The organism is Frateuria sp. GZRR33, assembly GCF_051900425.1.
In the GTDB taxonomy this organism is placed as follows: Bacteria; Pseudomonadota; Gammaproteobacteria; order Xanthomonadales; family Rhodanobacteraceae; genus Frateuria_A.
Map to the genome: position 1 here is coordinate 47360 of NZ_JBHZGK010000006.1, position 14266 is coordinate 61625.

Genomic DNA, 14266 nt, shown 5'->3' on the forward strand with positions numbered 1-14266 from the left:
TGATTATGCCGATGCCCGCCCGGCACGGCGCCCGGAACATCATGAACGACGTCACCGATCTGGTTACCCGCATCGACGCCCTGCTGCCGCAGACCCAATGCGAGCAGTGCGGCTTCCACGGCTGTCGCCCATACGCCGAGGCGATGGCGCGCGGCGACGCGCCAATCAACCGCTGCCCACCCGGTGGGGCGGCCGGCATCGCGAAGCTTGCGGCACTGCTGGGCACGCCCGTGCTGCCGCTCGATCCCGCACATGGCGTGGAGAAGCCGCGCACACTCGCGCGCATCGTCGAGGCCGACTGCATCGGCTGCACCAAGTGCATCCAGGCCTGCCCGGTCGATGCCATCGTCGGTGCGGCCAAGCTGATGCACACGGTGTTGCCCGATCAGTGCTCCGGTTGCGAGCTGTGCGTACCGGCCTGCCCGGTCGACTGCATCGTGCTTGAACCCATGCCCCTGGCGCAGGTGGAAGACCCCGCCCACGCGGAGGCCTGCCGCACGCACTTCCAGCGCCGCGAAGTACGCCTGGCCCGGGAACGGGGCGAGCGCGAAGCCGAACTGGCCGCGCGCAAGGCGGCGGTCGATACACCCGCCACCCCGCAGAACCCGGTGCTGGCGGCACTCGCCCGCGCCCGCGCCAAACAGGGTTCCCGGGCATGAGGCGCGCCGACGTCGTCGAGCTGTTCACCCGTCTGCGCGAGCTCAACCCGCATCCCACCACCGAGCTGGAATACCGCACGCCGTTCGAGCTGCTGGTCGCGGTCGTGCTCTCGGCGCAGGCCACCGACGTGGGCGTCAACAAGGCCACCCGCAAGCTCTACCCGAAGGCCAACACACCGCAGGCGATCCTGGCGCTGGGCGAGGAAGGCCTGAAGCGCTACATCAGTACGATCGGTCTGTACAACGCGAAGGCGAAGAACGTGATCGCGCTGTGCCGGCTCCTCATCGAGCAGCACGGCGGCGAGGTGCCGCGCACACGCGAGGCGCTGGAAGCACTGCCGGGTGTCGGGCGAAAGACGGCCAACGTGGTCCTCAATACCGCCTTCGGCGAGCCGACCATTGCGGTGGACACGCACATCTTCCGTGTCTCCAACCGGACCGGCCTGGCGCCGGGCAAGGACGTGCGGGAGGTCGAGGACAAGCTTGAAAAAGTGGTGCCGGCCGAATTCAAGAAGGATGCCCACCACTGGCTGATCCTGCACGGTCGCTACGTGTGCAAGGCACGCAAGCCCGACTGCCCGATCTGCCCGATCCGCGATCTCTGTCGGTACAAGCACAAGACGCTGCCGGCGTAGGTCGGGTTCAGCATAAGACTCCTCCCATCCGCCCTTCGGGCACCTTCCCCCGTCTCAACGGGGGAAGGATCAAAGGAGCGGCCCCCCGCTGCCGAGCCTGTTCCTGCGAGCGAGGAAGGGCCTCGGCGCCACGCTGCCGAGCCTTCCCCCGCGAACGCGGGGGAAGGTGCCGACAGGCGGATGGGGGCGCCTTCGGGCGTGACGCCGGCAAAGCGGGCCGGGTCCGTACGGAGACGGGCGCAAGCGTGCCCGGCCAAAGCCGCGTCAAGCCGCGTGGGTCAGCGAGCGGTAGAGCATGTAGATCGCCACCACCACGATGACGCCGGCGAACACCACGTTGAGTGCGCCGCGCGTGCCTGCCAGGCGGCGCGCGCCCAGGGCGCCCAGCCACCCGCCGATCACCCCGCCGCCGATGAACTCGGCCGCCACACGCCAGTCGACCAGTCCCGAGGCCGCGTAGTTGCCCGCGGTAGTCGCGGCGAAGGTCCCGACGGAAAACAACGAGGTGCCGATCGCGTTGATGATATCCATGCCACTGGCGAACATCAGCCCGGGCACGATCAGGAAGCCGCCCCCGATGCCGAAGAAACCGGCCAATCCGCCCGCGCCGATGCCGACCGCGCCCAACCGCGGCAAGGCATGGGGCAACGGGTAGCGGTCCCCTGCCCCACCGCGCCCCCCGCGCAACATGAGGAACGCCACCACCAGCATCAGCAGCGCGAACAGCGCCAACAGGCGATGGCCGTCCATCGCCTTGCCCGCGCTCGATCCCAGCCAGGCACCGAGTACACCGGCCGCGGCGAACACGAAGGCGGCGCGCCAGCGCACATGCCCCGCACGCGCATGCGGCAGGAGGTTGGCGAAGGCATTGGCCGACACCGCCACCGCACTGGTGCCGATCGCCATGTGCGGGTCGCGCATGCCGACCACGTAAAGCAGCAGCGGCGTGGCCAGGATCGACCCGCCGCCACCGATCAGCGCAAGCGAAAACCCCACGGCCGACCCGCACAGCACAGCCAGACACTCGCCGGCTCCCACCAGCATCAGGCGTGGACCCGGCAACAGGACATGCAATCGGCCCGCATTCGCTCACGCATGCCGCATCGCCCGCAACCGGGGCGCGAGCGCAGCGATGTCGTAACCGGCATCGGCAGCCGTCTTGACGATCGCCTCGGCTTCGCCTTCACGGGCCGCCTGCAGCGCCCACAGCGTGGTCGAACGCGTGCCGGTACGGCAGAAGGCGAGCACTGGCGAGGGCATCTCCTCCAGCGCCTGTGCCATGGCGTCGACGATGTCGGTGCCGTACCGCCCCGGCACGACCGGGATGGCCCGGTAGGCAAGGCCGTGCGCAGCGGCCGCCTGCGCCATCTCCGAATCGGAAGGCTGGTCCTCCGCCTCCCCGTCAGGACGGTTGTTGATCACGCTGCGGAAGCCGGCCGCTTCGAGGTCGGCCATTTCGCCGGGCAGGATCTGCGGCGACACGCTGACCTGGTCGGTGAGCTTGCGGATGTGCATGAGACCTCCTGGCAAGTCCAAGGGCAGCGCGACCATAGCAGCACGCTCGTGCCTGCCAGGCCGGGCAGCCGCGGAACAACGCAGCGCCGTGCCCATCGCCTCCGCTACACAGCATGCGGCGGCCAAAAAAATAACGGCGGGCTTGCGGCCCGCCGTTGTCCCTCCCTGGGTAGAACTCCCTTCCGATAACCACTCCTTGACACGGGGCTAATGATCCACGCCCCGCGTGAAAGTTTGTTCAAGAGCAGGCAAACGCAGCGCCCGCCTAGAACGCGACCTCGCCGAACACGCCAATCTCGTTCGTCTTGACGTTTTGTACATGCGGCGGCACCGGGTCGGCGACCGAATGTTCGGCCTTCTCGTGCTTCCACACGGCGGCCAGCTTGAAGCCCTTGGTCACCTGGTACTGCAGGCCGAGGTTGTAGTAGACGTCCTTGGCGGCGTCGTCCAGGTCCTTGCTCAATTTGGCGTTGTCGTAACGGGCGAACAGGGCGAGCTCGTCGGTAAGCGCGACCGAACCCCACACCGAGTAGCCGTCCGCCTTGTCCTCGACCGGGCTCAACACCAGGTTGCCCCAGTTCTTCGCCGTGAAGTACTCCGCGCCCACGCGTACCTTCTTGTCCTGGTAGGCGACGAGCACGTCACCACGCTGGGCGGTCTGCGGTGCGCCGACGCTCTCGGTTTCCTTGCCAAGGTGGCCGCTGTAGCCGCCGACGGCGACGACCATGCCCTCGAACGGCACGAAGCCCACGCGGCCCTCGATGTCCACGCCCTTGCTGCGACCAGGATTCTTGTAGCCGCCGCCGTTGACCACCGACACCGCGTAGTTGGCAACCTTGTTGGCGCCCAGGTCACCGCCCAGGTGCAGGCCCCAGTCGGCCGAGTTGGCGTACTTCAGGCGGTCGGTCAGGGTGTTCTCGACGTAGCGGAAGCCGTAGTAGCTCTCCACGAACGGAATCCACGGCATGTCCGCCGAACCGATGCGCAGCACCGCCGCGGGGTCGAACTTGCCCTGCACGTAGGCCTTCTTGACGAACAGGTTGGTCTCGCCGTCACTGCTGACGTAGTTGAAGTCGGTGGTGAGGTTGGCCGACCAGATGTCGTTGAACTGGTGGTCCACGCCCAGGTAGAAGCGCTTGACGTCCAGGCCCGTGCCGGAGGCATCGGTCTTGCCGGTGTCGCTGTTCTTCTGGTCGATGTTCGAGAAGTCGAAGAACATCTTGCCGGAGAACCTGGTGTCGGCCAGCGCCTTGTCGAGCGACGAGGCCGGGACGGCCTGGGTCTTCTGCAGCGCCTCGATGTTCTGGCCGGTGCTCACGTTGATGTCCGACTGCGCGTCGGTACGCTGTTCGAGCTCGTCCACCTTCGACTGCAGGGCCGCGAGCTGGGCCTTGAGCTGCTCGACCTCTACGCTGCGCGCAGAGGACTGCGCATCCTGCGGGGCCGGTGCCGCGTGCACGCCGGCGCCTGCCAGGCCCAAACCGGCGGCGATCGCCACCACGAGCATCTTCGAACGCATGTGTCTCTCCACTGTTGGTAGGAACCCCTCGACCGCCCCCTTCGATCCGGATGGCCAAGCTGGGATGGGCGGCAGGATGCGTCGCTTCGTTTACGGTTCCGTGCCGATTGCGTGACAGAACGAAGACAGTACGCATCAGGCTGCAGACGCGGACTTCGCGAGCGCCCCACCGGGCGCTGATATGCTTCCTCGATGGAATACGTAAGCAACAGCATGGCTGCCCGGATGTGCCAGCGGTTCCGCGGCTTCATGCCGGTGATCGTGGACGTGGAAACCGGCGGTTTCGACGCCGAACACGACGCATTGCTGGAGATCGCGGTGGTCACCCTGGGGATGGACGGCGAGGGTTACCTGCACCCGCGCGCGCCCGTGTTCACGCACGTGGAGCCGTTCCCCGGCGCCCGCATCGACCCGCGCTCGCTGGAGATCACCGGCATCGACCCGGACAATCCGTTGCGCGGCGCGCTGTCCGAACGGCAGGCGCTGGACCACGTGTTCAACCCGGTGCGCCAGGCCATGCGCGAAAGCGAGTGCCAGCGCGCCGTGCTGGTCGGCCACAACGCGGCCTTCGACCTGGCGTTCCTCAACGCGGCCGTGCGCCGCTGCGGGCACAAGCGCAATCCGTTCCACCCGTTCAGCTGCTTCGATACGGCGACGCTGAGCGGCCTGGCCTACGGACAGACCGTGCTCAGCAAGGCGGTGCAGGCGGCCGGCCATGCGTTCGACGGACGCGAGGCCCATTCGGCCATCTACGATGCCGAGCGCACGGCGGAACTGTTCTGCTCGATCGTCAATCGCTGGCGGCGGCTGGAAACGCTCGAGCGCGACCAGGTCGGACTGACCCTGATCTGACCGCTTTTCATGACAGCCGGATGCGGCGTGTCATCACGCTGCAACATTCATCTCATTTCATTGCAACACGCCTGACCTCAAATGCGTCCGCCGGGAATCCGCCCGCGACGCACACTTCCAAGAGGACCGACCGTGTTGAAAGCAACCACCACCGTTTCCCGCTTCGGCACCGCCGCCGTGCTGGCTGCCGCCACGCTGATGGGCGCCAACGCCGCCCAGGCCACCGACATCACCGGCGCCGGTTCCAGCTTCGTCTATCCGGTGCTGTCCAAGTGGTCCGCCGCCTATGCCGAAAAGACCGGCAACCAGCTCAACTACCAGTCGGTCGGCTCCGGCGCTGGCATCGCGCAGATCAAGGAAGGCACGATCGACTTCGGCGCTTCCGACGCGCCGATGAAGGCCGAGGACCTCGCGAAGTTCGGCCTGGGCCAGTTCCCGGTCGTGGTCGGCGGCATCGTGCCGGTGGTCAACATCGCCGGCGTACAGGCCGGCCAGGTCAAGCTCGACGGCGCGACGCTGGCCGACATCTTCCTGGGCAAGATCAAGAACTGGAACGACCCGAAGATCGCCGCGCTCAACAGCGGCCTCAAGCTGCCGGCGGGCAAGATCACCGTCGTGCACCGCTCCGACGGTTCGGGCACCTCGTTCAACTTCACCAACTACCTGTCCAAGGTCAGCCCTGAGTGGGCCAGCCAGGTCAAGTTCGGCACCTCGGTCGACTGGCCGACCGGCGTGGGCGGCAAGGGCAACGAGGGCGTGTCGCAGTACGTCAAGCAGATCAAGGGTTCGATCGGCTATGTCGAATACGCCTACGCGGTGAAGAACAAGATCAGCTGGGTCGACCTTAAGAATGCCGCCGGCAACGTCGTCGCGCCGAACGCCGACAGCTTCGCCGCTGCGGCCGCCACCGCCGACTGGGCCAGCGCCAAGGACTTCAACCTGATCATGACCAACGCGCCCGGCGCCAAGGCCTGGCCGATCACCGCGACCACCTGGGTGATCATGTACAAGCAGCCGAAGAACGCCGAGCACAGCAAGGTCGCCTTCGACTTCTTCAAGTGGGCGCTGGAGAACGGCCAGCAGCAGGCGGCCGCGCTCGACTACGTGCCGCTGCCGCAGAACCTGGTGCAGAAGATCGAGGCCTACTGGGCTTCGGAATACAAGCACTGAGCCACGACCGATGCCTTCCCCGTTCCAGGGGAAGGCAATCGCCGGGCCGACGGGGGCGCTACCGACGCGCCCCCGTCACTTTAGCGACTACCCTCCCTGCGATGGGGATCCGCCCGCCCCGTTCACCATGGTCTCCACCACTGATTCCTGCTGATGTCCACGATCCCCGCCTCCGCCGCCCCTGAACAACGGGCCCGTCACGACGCCCGCCACGACCGGCTGTTCGCCGGCGTGCTCAAGGCGTGCGCGCTGATCGTCCTGGCCGCGCTGCTGGGCGCGGCGTTCGCCACGCTGTGGGGCGGGCGCGAGGCGTTTGGCACGTTCGGCTGGCACTTCCTGGTCAGTTCCGCGTGGGACCCCAGCAGCCAGGAATACGGGGCGCTGGTGCCGGTCTACGGCACGCTCGCCACCTCGTTCATCGCGCTGCTGATCGCCGTTCCGGTGAGCTTCGGCATCGCGCTCTATCTCTCGGAAGTCGCGCCGCGCTGGCTGCGCACGCCGGTCGCCTCGGCGATCGAGTTGCTGGCGGGCATTCCCTCGATCATCTACGGCATGTGGGGCCTGTTCGTCTTCGCGCCGTTCTTCGCCGAGCACATCAAGCCGTGGCTGACCAACTACCTCGGCAACAACCCGGATGACGGCACCCCCTCGTGGGTGGCCACGCACGTGCCGTTCGTCGGCAAGCTGTTCGCCAGCGACTACCCGTTCGGCGCAAGCATCCTCACCGCCGGCATCGTGCTGGCGATCATGATCATCCCCTTCATTTCCTCGGTGATGCGCGAGGTCTTCCAGACCGTACCCACGCGCCTGAAGGAATCCGCCTACGCGCTCGGCTCCAGCACCTGGGAAGTGTCCTGGGACATCGTGCTGCCGTACACGCGCTCGGCGGTGATCGGCGGCATCTTCCTCGGGCTCGGCCGTGCGCTGGGCGAGACCATGGCGGTGACCTTCGTGCTCGGCAACGCGATGGACCTGTCCGCCTCGCTACTCGACCCCGGCTCCTCGATCGCCTCGACCATTGCCAACCAGTTCAGCGAGGCGGTGGGCCTGCAGAAATCGGCGCTGATGGCGCTGGCGTTCCTGCTGTTCGTGGTGACCTTCATCGTGCTGCTGATCGCGCGGCTGATGCTGCGCCGTCTGGCCAGCCGGGAGGGCCGCTGATGGACCTGCTGTACTTCCGCCGCCGCCTGACCAACGCCATGGCGCTCGTCCTCAGCACGCTCGCCACGCTGATCGGCCTGGCCTTCCTTGCCTGGATCCTGTGGGAAACCCTGCGCCAGGGCATCGCCGCGCTCGATCTGAAGCTGTTCACCAGGATCACTGCCTACGGCGACCAGGGCGGCCTGGCCAACGCCATGGTCGGCAGCCTGATCATCAACTTCGTGGGTATCGCCATCGCCACGCCGATCGGCGTGCTCGCGGGCACCTGGCTGGCCGAGTACGCCAACCGCACGCGGCTGGGCGAGACCATCCGCTTCTTGAACGACATCCTGCTGTCGGCACCCTCGATCGTGATGGGCCTGTTCGTCTACACGATCATCGTGTTGCCGAGCACCGCGCTGACCCACGGCAACACCACCTTCTCCGGCTTCGCCGGCGGCGTGGCGCTGGCGCTGATCGCGCTGCCGGTGATCGTGCGCACCACCGACGAAATGCTGCGGCTGGTGCCTTCCACCTTGCGCGAGGCCGCGCTCTCGATCGGCGTGCCGCAGTGGAAGCTGACCTCCCAGATCCTGCTGCGCGCGGCGCGTTCGGGCATCGTTACCGGCGTGCTGCTGGCGCTTGCGCGCATCAGCGGCGAGACGGCGCCGCTGCTGTTCACCGCCTTCGGCAACAACTTCATGACGGTCAACCCGCTGGACAAGATGTCCAGCCTGCCCCAGGTGATCTACCAGTACGCCAACGATCCGGGCGAGACGATGCATGCGCTGGCCTGGGCCGGCGCCTTCGTGGTCACGCTGTTCGTGCTGCTGCTCAGCCTCGCCTCCCGCCTGCTGTTTACCCGCAAGGTGTCCCATGACTAACGCTGCCGCCCTCGCCCTGGCTCCCTCGATGGCGCCACCCGTGGCCGAGCCCAAGCTCAAGGTCCGCGACCTCAATTTCCACTACGACGGCTTCCATGCGCTGAAAAACATCGGCATGGACATTCCCGAGAAGCAGGTCACGGCGATCATCGGGCCGTCCGGTTGCGGCAAATCCACGCTGCTGCGGATCTTCAACCGGATCTACGCGATCTACCCGAAGCTGAAGGCGACCGGTTCGATCGAGCTGGACGGCGAAAACATCCTCGACCCGCGCTACTCGCTCAACCGCCTGCGCAGCAAGGTCGGCATGGTGTTCCAGAAGCCGGTGCCGTTCCCGATGACGATCTTCGAGAACGTCGCCTACGGCATCCGCCACCACGAGCGGCTGTCGAGGTCCGACATGCAGGCGCGCGTGGAGCAGGCGCTGCGTGGCGCCGCGCTGTGGGACGAGGTCAAGGACAAACTCAAGCAGAACGCGCTGGGCCTTTCGGGCGGCCAGCAGCAGCGACTGTGCATCGCGCGCGCGATCGCGCTCAGGCCCGAGGTGCTGTTGCTGGACGAGCCGACCTCGGCGCTCGACCCGATCGCCACCGGCCGCATCGAGCAGCTGATCGAGGAGCTGAAAAGCCAGTTCACCATCGTGATCGTCACGCACAACATGCAGCAGGCGGCGCGCGTGTCCGACCGCACGGCCTTCATGTATCTGGGCGAGCTGGTCGAGTTCGACGAAACCGAGAAGATCTTCACCAAACCCGGCAAGAAGCAGACCGAGGACTACATCACCGGCCGCTTCGGCTGACGCGAGCTGCCTGCTCTGCCCCGGCCTTTGTCGAGGATGGGGAGGAGCGCTGGGCGAGGGCCGGGGTCGCCCTGATGTCCTTGCTCTGCCCGCCTAACGAACTACCCGAGACGAACCCATGACCAAAGACCACATCATCAAGAGCTACGACAGCGAACTGGCGCGCCTCACCGGCGAGATCGTCCGCATGGGCGAGCTCGCCGCCGCGCAGCTGGAGGCGGCCATCGACGTGGTCGAGCGCCGCGACGATCGCGCGGCCCAGCGCGTGGTTGCCAACGACGATGCGATCGACGCGCTGGAACAGGAAATCAGCCACGACGTGGTGCGCCTGCTCGCCCTGCGCGCCCCGATGGCCGGCGATCTGCGCAACGTGTTTGCCGCCCTGCGCATCGCCTCCGACATCGAACGCATCGGCGACTACGCGGCCAACGTCGCCAAGCGCTCGATCCCGCTGTCGATGGTCGCGCCCGTCGCCCCCACCAGCGGCCTGGGCCTGCTCGCCAGGCTGGCGGCCGCCGAGGTGCGCGACGTGCTCGGTGCCTATGCCCGGCAGGACGCCGAGCAGGGCTACCAGGTATGGAAACGCGACGCCGGGCTGGATGAGGCCTACACCGGCTACTTCCGGCAGCTGCTGACCTACATGATGGAGGACCCGCGCAACATCACGCCGTGCACGCACCTGTTGTTCATGGCCAAGAACATCGAGCGCATCGGCGACCACGCGACCAACATCGCGGAGAACCTCTGGTACCAGGTGTACGGCGAGCCGCTCGACAAGCAGCGCGACAAGCGCGACCTCACGTCGAATCCGGAAATGCCGAAGCTGGGGGGCTGAGGCAAGGTCTCCCCCATCCGGCCTGCGGGCACCTTCCCCCTGAACGGGGGAAGGAACAAGGCGGTGAGCGGCGGGGGCGACAAGCCTGGCGGGAACCTCCAAGGCGAGCCCTTCCCCCGTTCACGGGGGGAAGGAACAAAGCGGGTGATCGGCAGGGCGACAAGCTTGGCGTGAACCTCCAGGGCGAGCCTTCCCCCGTTTACGGGGGAAGGTGCCGACAGGCGGATGGGGGAAGCCTTGCGCCGAACTACAGATCCGGCAGGCTCGCCCGCTCCGCCTGCCGCCGTCGCGCGCTGCGCACGATCCCGAAGATTCCGATCGCCATCCAGGCCACCTCCAGCGCGAACGCCGACGCGTTGAAGCTCCCGAACAGCAGCGACAACGCCACTCCGAGTGCACCCAGGACGTTCATCAGCTGATAGGTAAGCCCATTGCCGTGCAGCTTGTGGGCCTGCAGCAAGAGAAACGCGAGCAGCACCAGCACCACGCCGGCGAAGCCGGCCCAGTCGTACCAGAACAGCGTGCTCATCGCTTTGCCCCCCGCTGTCGCAACGCCTCGAAAAGCACCACGCCGGTGGCGACCGATACGTTGAGGCTCTCCATCATCCCGGGCATCGGGATCTTCGCCACGAAATCGCACAGTTCGCGGGTCAGCCGGCGCATGCCCTCGCCTTCGCTGCCGAGCACCAGCGCCACGGGACCACGGAAGTCCACCTCGTAGACCGAGGTGTCGGTGTCGCCGGCCAGCCCGGTAATCCACACCCCGGCATCCTTGAGCTCGCGCAGCGTGCGCGCCAGGTTGGTGACTGCCACCAGCGGCACGCGGTCGGCGCCGCCGGCCGAGGCGCGGCGCACCACCGGGGTCAGGCCGACGGCGCGATCCTTCGGCACGACCACCGCCGTGACCTTGGCCGCCGCCGCCGAGCGCAGGCAGGCACCCAGGTTGTGCGGGTCGGTGATGCCATCGAGCACCAGCACCAGCGTCTCCATGCCGTCGCGTTCGAGCAACCCGGCCAATTCATCCTCGTGGGCCATCGGCGGCGGCTCGTAGAGCGCAACGATGCCCTGGTGGCGCGCCTGGCCTGCCAGCTTGTCCAACTGCTCGCGCGGCCGGTGGTGCACCGGGATGTGGTGGCTGCGCGCCTGGTCGACCAACTCCTTGATGCGTGCATTGCGCTGGGCGGTGGCGATGTCCACCAGCACTTCACGCACGCGCGAGGCGTCGTTGGCCAAGGCGCCTTCCACCGGGTTGATACCGACGATCCAGCTCTCGCTCATGCATCACCCTTGGGCTTGCGCCGACGGCGCGGCCGCTTGTTTGCATCCGACGCTGCCTCGAGCGCCTTGCGCTTGCCGCCGACGCCGCGGTTGGTCACTGCCGGGCTGTCCTTGGCGACCGGGTGGCTGGCCGGATTGGCCCTCGCTTCCCCGCCCTTGCGCGGTGCCGGCTTGCGCTGGCCCTCGTTGGCCTGGCGGCCACCAGCCGCCCTGCTCGACGACTGATGGTCCTGGCGCTGACGGGTACGCTCGGGCGCGCCGCCATCGGGTAGCGCCCGCCGGCCGACCGCCTCCGAAACAACCTTTGTGGCCTTGGACTTGACTCGGGGCAATTCGCGTGTCTGCGCCGGCGTCGCCTGGCGACCCAACGCCTCGGAAGCCACCTTGGCGGCCTTGCCACGCACGGCCGGCTGCTCCTGGGCCGGCGCGGGTGGGGTCCCTCGCCCGAAGGCGCGACCCACCGCCTGGGCCGCACGACCGAAGAAGCCCTGGGCCTTCACCGGCGCCTTGGGCGCGGCCTTGGGCAGCGAGTAGCGCTCGCCGCTGGCGCTGTAGTCATAGACCTTGCGCGAGCCGGCCGGCGGTGCGGCCTTTTCGCGGCGGGGCACCAGCCGGAAGTCGATCTTGCGGTCCTCCAGGCTCGCGCGCAGCACCTGCACACGCACATGGTCGCCGAGGCGGAACTGGTCCCCGGTGCGCTCGCCCTTGAGCAGCTTGCGGATCGGGTCGAAGTGGTAATAGTCGTTGGCGAGCTGGCTGATGTGCACCAGGCCCGACACGCGCGATTCATCCAGTTCGACGAACAGGCCGAACGAGGTCACGCCGGTGACCACGCCGTCGAATTCGCTGCCGACGTGCTTGGACATCCACGCGGTCTTGAAGCGCTCGTCGACGTCGCGCTCGGCCTCTTCGGCGCGGCGCTCGCGCTGCGAGCAATGCACCGCCATCGCGGCCATGTCGCTGGGCGAGTAGGCGTAGTCGCTGGGCTTGCCACCGGTGAGCGCGTAGCGGATCGCGCGGTGCACCAGCAGGTCGGGATAGCGGCGGATCGGCGAGGTGAAGTGCGCGTAGGCCTCCAGCGACAGGCCGAAGTGCCCGCGGTTCTCCGGCTGGTAGGCCGCCAGGCTCTGCGAGCGCAGCAGCACCGACTGGATCAGCTCGCGCTCCGGGCGGTCGCTCACCATCCGCAGGATGTCCGCGAAATCGCCTGGCGTGACTTCCTCCACCGGCGGCATGCGCAGCTTGAACTCGCGCAGGAACTGCTGCAGGTCCTCGTACTTTTCCGCCGGCGGCGGCTCGTGCGCGCGGAACAGCGCCGGGATCTTCTTCCTGCTGAGGAACAGCGCTGCCTGGACGTTGGCGGCGATCATGCATTCCTCGATCAGCTTGTGCGCGTCGTTGCGCTCGGTGGCGCCCATCGACTGGACCTCGCCACGCTGGTCGAGGCGGAACTTCACCTCCGGCGTCTCGAAGTCGATCGCGCCGCGGCGCTTGCGCTGCGCGGCCATCGCCTTGTAGAGCGTGTGCAGGTGTTCGAGCTGCGGCAGCACGTCGGCGACCTGGTCGCGCGCTTCCGGTTCGAGCAGGCCGACCGCCTGCCACACGATGTCGTAGGTCAGCCGCGCGTGCGAGCGCATCACGGCGTCATAGAACTTCGACTTGACCACCTCGCCGTCGTCGTTGATCTGCATGTCGCAGACCATGCACAGCCGCTCGACCTTGGGGTTGAGCGAGCAGATGCCGTTGGACAGCGTCTCGGGCAGCATCGGTACGACGAAGCCGGGAAAGTAGGTCGAGGTGCTGCGCTCGTAGGCCTCGCGGTCCAACGCACTGCCGACCTTGACGTAGTGCGAGACGTCGGCGATCGCGACCACCAGCCGCCAGCCGCCACCGCGGCGCGGCTCGGCGTACACCGCGTCGTCGAAGTCGCGCGCGTCGGCGCCGTCGATGGTCACCAGCGGCAGCTTGCGCAGGTCGGTGCGGCCCTGGCGCTCGGCGGCGGTCACTTCCGGCTCGACCTGCGCGGCGTCGCGCAGCACGTCGGCCGGCCATTCGTGCGGCAGGTCGTAGCTGGCGATCGCCATCTCCACCAGCAGCGAGGGCTGCAGGCGCTCGCCCAGCACCGACACGATCGTGCCCAGCGGTCCGCGATGCGGCGTGGGCGGATCGGTGATCTCCGCGACCACGATCTGCCCGGCGCGCGCGCCCTGCTCCTTCCCCGGGGGGATCATCACGTCCTGGTGCAGGCGCCGGTCGTCGGGCGAGACCAGCGTCACGCCGTTCTCGATCACCACACGGCCGACCAGCCGGGGCGAACGCCGCTGCAGCACTTCGGCGATCGCGCCCTGGCGCCGGCCGCGCCGGTCGATGCCCACCACGCTGGCGAGCACGCGGTCGCCGTGCAGCACCATGCGCATCTGCTGGGGCGAGAGGTAGAGGTCATCCCCGCCCTCGTCCGGGCGCAGGAAGCCGTAGCCCTCGGCATTGGCCAGCACCACGCCGGGGATCAGGTCCAGCTTGCGCACGGGCGCGAAATCACCGCGCCGGCCCTGCAGCAGCTGGCCGTCGCGCACCATCGCGCCGAGCCGCTTGCGCAGCGCGCTGATGTCGCTTTCCTCATGAAGGTCGAGCGCCTCGGCGATGCGTGCCTCGCTCAGCATCTCGCCGCGTTCGTCCAGCAGCGCCAGAATCGCCTCGCGGCTGGGAATGGGCCGCTCGTAGCGTTGCGCTTCACGCTCGGCGAATGGATCGCGACCACCCTTGGCGTGGGCGGGCGCGCCGGCCGGTGGCGTACGCCGTGAACCGCCCCGGGCGCGTGGTTTGGGGGCGCGCGGGGCCGCGGTGTCGCCGCCCTTGCCGGTGCGGGATGTCTTCTTTCTGGTCACAAAGGATCCTTGTGTTGGAGCGCCGCGCAGCATGCCGCGCGTTGCAATGAATTTCCTATCAACGAAGTGTTGACAAGCTGGGGGGACATGCCTAC

14 protein-coding genes are annotated in these 14266 nt (G+C 67.8%); 8 read left to right on the forward strand and 6 right to left on the reverse strand.

Annotated features, from left to right (window positions below):
* Nucleotides 1-41: 41 nt before the first annotated feature.
* Nucleotides 42-659, forward strand: a complete 618-nt coding sequence (locus ACFWZU_RS09240; RefSeq protein ID WP_439701217.1) for an RnfABCDGE type electron transport complex subunit B — start codon at nucleotides 42-44, stop codon at nucleotides 657-659.
* Nucleotides 656-1294: an endonuclease III gene (gene nth / locus ACFWZU_RS09245; protein WP_439701218.1), complete on the forward strand. Its 639-nt coding sequence runs from the start codon at nucleotides 656-658 to the stop codon at nucleotides 1292-1294. The genes ACFWZU_RS09240 and nth overlap by 4 nt, the downstream gene beginning before the upstream one ends.
* A 264-nt stretch (nucleotides 1295-1558) precedes the next feature.
* On the opposite strand, the gene ACFWZU_RS09250 is transcribed toward nth, so the two are convergent.
* From ACFWZU_RS09250 to ACFWZU_RS09260, 3 genes are all read right to left on the reverse strand, one after another.
* Nucleotides 1559-2338 carry a sulfite exporter TauE/SafE family protein gene (locus ACFWZU_RS09250; protein ID WP_439701219.1) on the reverse strand — a complete coding sequence of 260 codons (780 nt, stop codon included), beginning with the start codon at nucleotides 2336-2338 and terminating at the stop codon, nucleotides 1559-1561.
* A 45-nt stretch (nucleotides 2339-2383) separates the two neighbouring features.
* Nucleotides 2384-2809, reverse strand: coding sequence for a TIGR01244 family sulfur transferase (locus ACFWZU_RS09255; protein ID WP_439701220.1), 426 nt, complete (start codon nucleotides 2807-2809; stop codon nucleotides 2384-2386).
* Between the two features lie 265 nt (nucleotides 2810-3074).
* Nucleotides 3075-4328, reverse strand: a complete 1254-nt coding sequence (locus ACFWZU_RS09260; RefSeq protein WP_439701221.1) for a porin — start codon at nucleotides 4326-4328, stop codon at nucleotides 3075-3077.
* Between the two features lie 192 nt (nucleotides 4329-4520).
* Here ACFWZU_RS09260 and rnt point away from each other — a divergent pair, with 192 nt between their 5' ends.
* The 6 genes from rnt to phoU all read left to right on the forward strand — a co-directional run bounded on the left by rnt (nucleotide 4521) and on the right by phoU (nucleotide 10008).
* Nucleotides 4521-5180, forward strand: a complete 660-nt coding sequence (gene rnt, locus ACFWZU_RS09265; protein WP_439701222.1) for a ribonuclease T — start codon at nucleotides 4521-4523, stop codon at nucleotides 5178-5180.
* Nucleotides 5181-5315: 135 nt separating this feature from the next.
* Nucleotides 5316-6350: a phosphate ABC transporter substrate-binding protein PstS gene (pstS, locus tag ACFWZU_RS09270; protein WP_439701429.1), complete on the forward strand. Its 1035-nt coding sequence runs from the start codon at nucleotides 5316-5318 to the stop codon at nucleotides 6348-6350.
* 153 nt (nucleotides 6351-6503) lie between these two features.
* On the forward strand, nucleotides 6504-7511 hold the full coding sequence (gene pstC, locus ACFWZU_RS09275) for a phosphate ABC transporter permease subunit PstC (RefSeq protein WP_439701223.1): 1008 nt from the start codon (nucleotides 6504-6506) through the stop codon (nucleotides 7509-7511).
* Nucleotides 7511-8374, forward strand: a complete 864-nt coding sequence (pstA, locus tag ACFWZU_RS09280; RefSeq protein ID WP_439701224.1) for a phosphate ABC transporter permease PstA — start codon at nucleotides 7511-7513, stop codon at nucleotides 8372-8374. The genes pstC and pstA overlap by 1 nt, the downstream gene beginning before the upstream one ends.
* Before the next feature lie 28 nt (nucleotides 8375-8402).
* Nucleotides 8403-9173: a phosphate ABC transporter ATP-binding protein PstB gene (gene pstB, locus ACFWZU_RS09285; RefSeq protein WP_439701430.1), complete on the forward strand. Its 771-nt coding sequence runs from the start codon at nucleotides 8403-8405 to the stop codon at nucleotides 9171-9173.
* A 118-nt stretch (nucleotides 9174-9291) separates the two neighbouring features.
* Complete coding sequence (gene phoU / locus ACFWZU_RS09290) at nucleotides 9292-10008, forward strand: phosphate signaling complex protein PhoU (protein ID WP_439701225.1); 717 nt, start codon at nucleotides 9292-9294, stop codon at nucleotides 10006-10008.
* Nucleotides 10009-10255: 247 nt separating this feature from the next.
* On the opposite strand, the gene ACFWZU_RS09295 is transcribed toward phoU, so the two are convergent.
* Genes ACFWZU_RS09295 through rnr form a run of 3 tightly spaced genes read right to left on the reverse strand, consistent with a single transcriptional unit; the run spans nucleotide 10256 to nucleotide 14171 of the window.
* Nucleotides 10256-10537, reverse strand: a complete 282-nt coding sequence (locus ACFWZU_RS09295) for a CBU_0592 family membrane protein (RefSeq protein ID WP_439701226.1) — start codon at nucleotides 10535-10537, stop codon at nucleotides 10256-10258.
* Entirely contained in the window at nucleotides 10534-11286 is a 753-nt protein-coding gene (rlmB, locus tag ACFWZU_RS09300) for a 23S rRNA (guanosine(2251)-2'-O)-methyltransferase RlmB (RefSeq protein ID WP_439701227.1), read from the reverse strand. The genes ACFWZU_RS09295 and rlmB overlap by 4 nt, the downstream gene beginning before the upstream one ends.
* Nucleotides 11283-14171 carry a ribonuclease R gene (gene rnr, locus ACFWZU_RS09305; protein ID WP_439701228.1) on the reverse strand — a complete coding sequence of 963 codons (2889 nt, stop codon included), beginning with the start codon at nucleotides 14169-14171 and terminating at the stop codon, nucleotides 11283-11285. The genes rlmB and rnr overlap by 4 nt, the downstream gene beginning before the upstream one ends.
* Nucleotides 14172-14266: the final 95 nt, after the last annotated feature.

Coding starts and splice junctions, on each gene's coding strand:
- rnt (WP_439701222.1), top strand. CDS start 4,521: ATGGAATACGTAAGCAACAGCATGGCTGCCCGGATGTGCCAGCGGTTC.
- ACFWZU_RS09295 (WP_439701226.1), bottom strand. CDS start 10,537: ATGAGCACGCTGTTCTGGTACGACTGGGCCGGCTTCGCCGGCGTGGTG.
- pstA (WP_439701224.1), top strand. CDS start 7,511: ATGGACCTGCTGTACTTCCGCCGCCGCCTGACCAACGCCATGGCGCTC.
- nth (WP_439701218.1), top strand. CDS start 656: ATGAGGCGCGCCGACGTCGTCGAGCTGTTCACCCGTCTGCGCGAGCTC.
- ACFWZU_RS09255 (WP_439701220.1), bottom strand. CDS start 2,809: ATGCACATCCGCAAGCTCACCGACCAGGTCAGCGTGTCGCCGCAGATC.
- ACFWZU_RS09250 (WP_439701219.1), bottom strand. CDS start 2,338: ATGCTGGTGGGAGCCGGCGAGTGTCTGGCTGTGCTGTGCGGGTCGGCC.
- pstB (WP_439701430.1), top strand. CDS start 8,403: ATGGCGCCACCCGTGGCCGAGCCCAAGCTCAAGGTCCGCGACCTCAAT.
- phoU (WP_439701225.1), top strand. CDS start 9,292: ATGACCAAAGACCACATCATCAAGAGCTACGACAGCGAACTGGCGCGC.
- pstC (WP_439701223.1), top strand. CDS start 6,504: ATGTCCACGATCCCCGCCTCCGCCGCCCCTGAACAACGGGCCCGTCAC.
- ACFWZU_RS09260 (WP_439701221.1), bottom strand. CDS start 4,328: ATGCGTTCGAAGATGCTCGTGGTGGCGATCGCCGCCGGTTTGGGCCTG.
- ACFWZU_RS09240 (WP_439701217.1), top strand. CDS start 42: ATGAACGACGTCACCGATCTGGTTACCCGCATCGACGCCCTGCTGCCG.
- rlmB (WP_439701227.1), bottom strand. CDS start 11,286: ATGAGCGAGAGCTGGATCGTCGGTATCAACCCGGTGGAAGGCGCCTTG.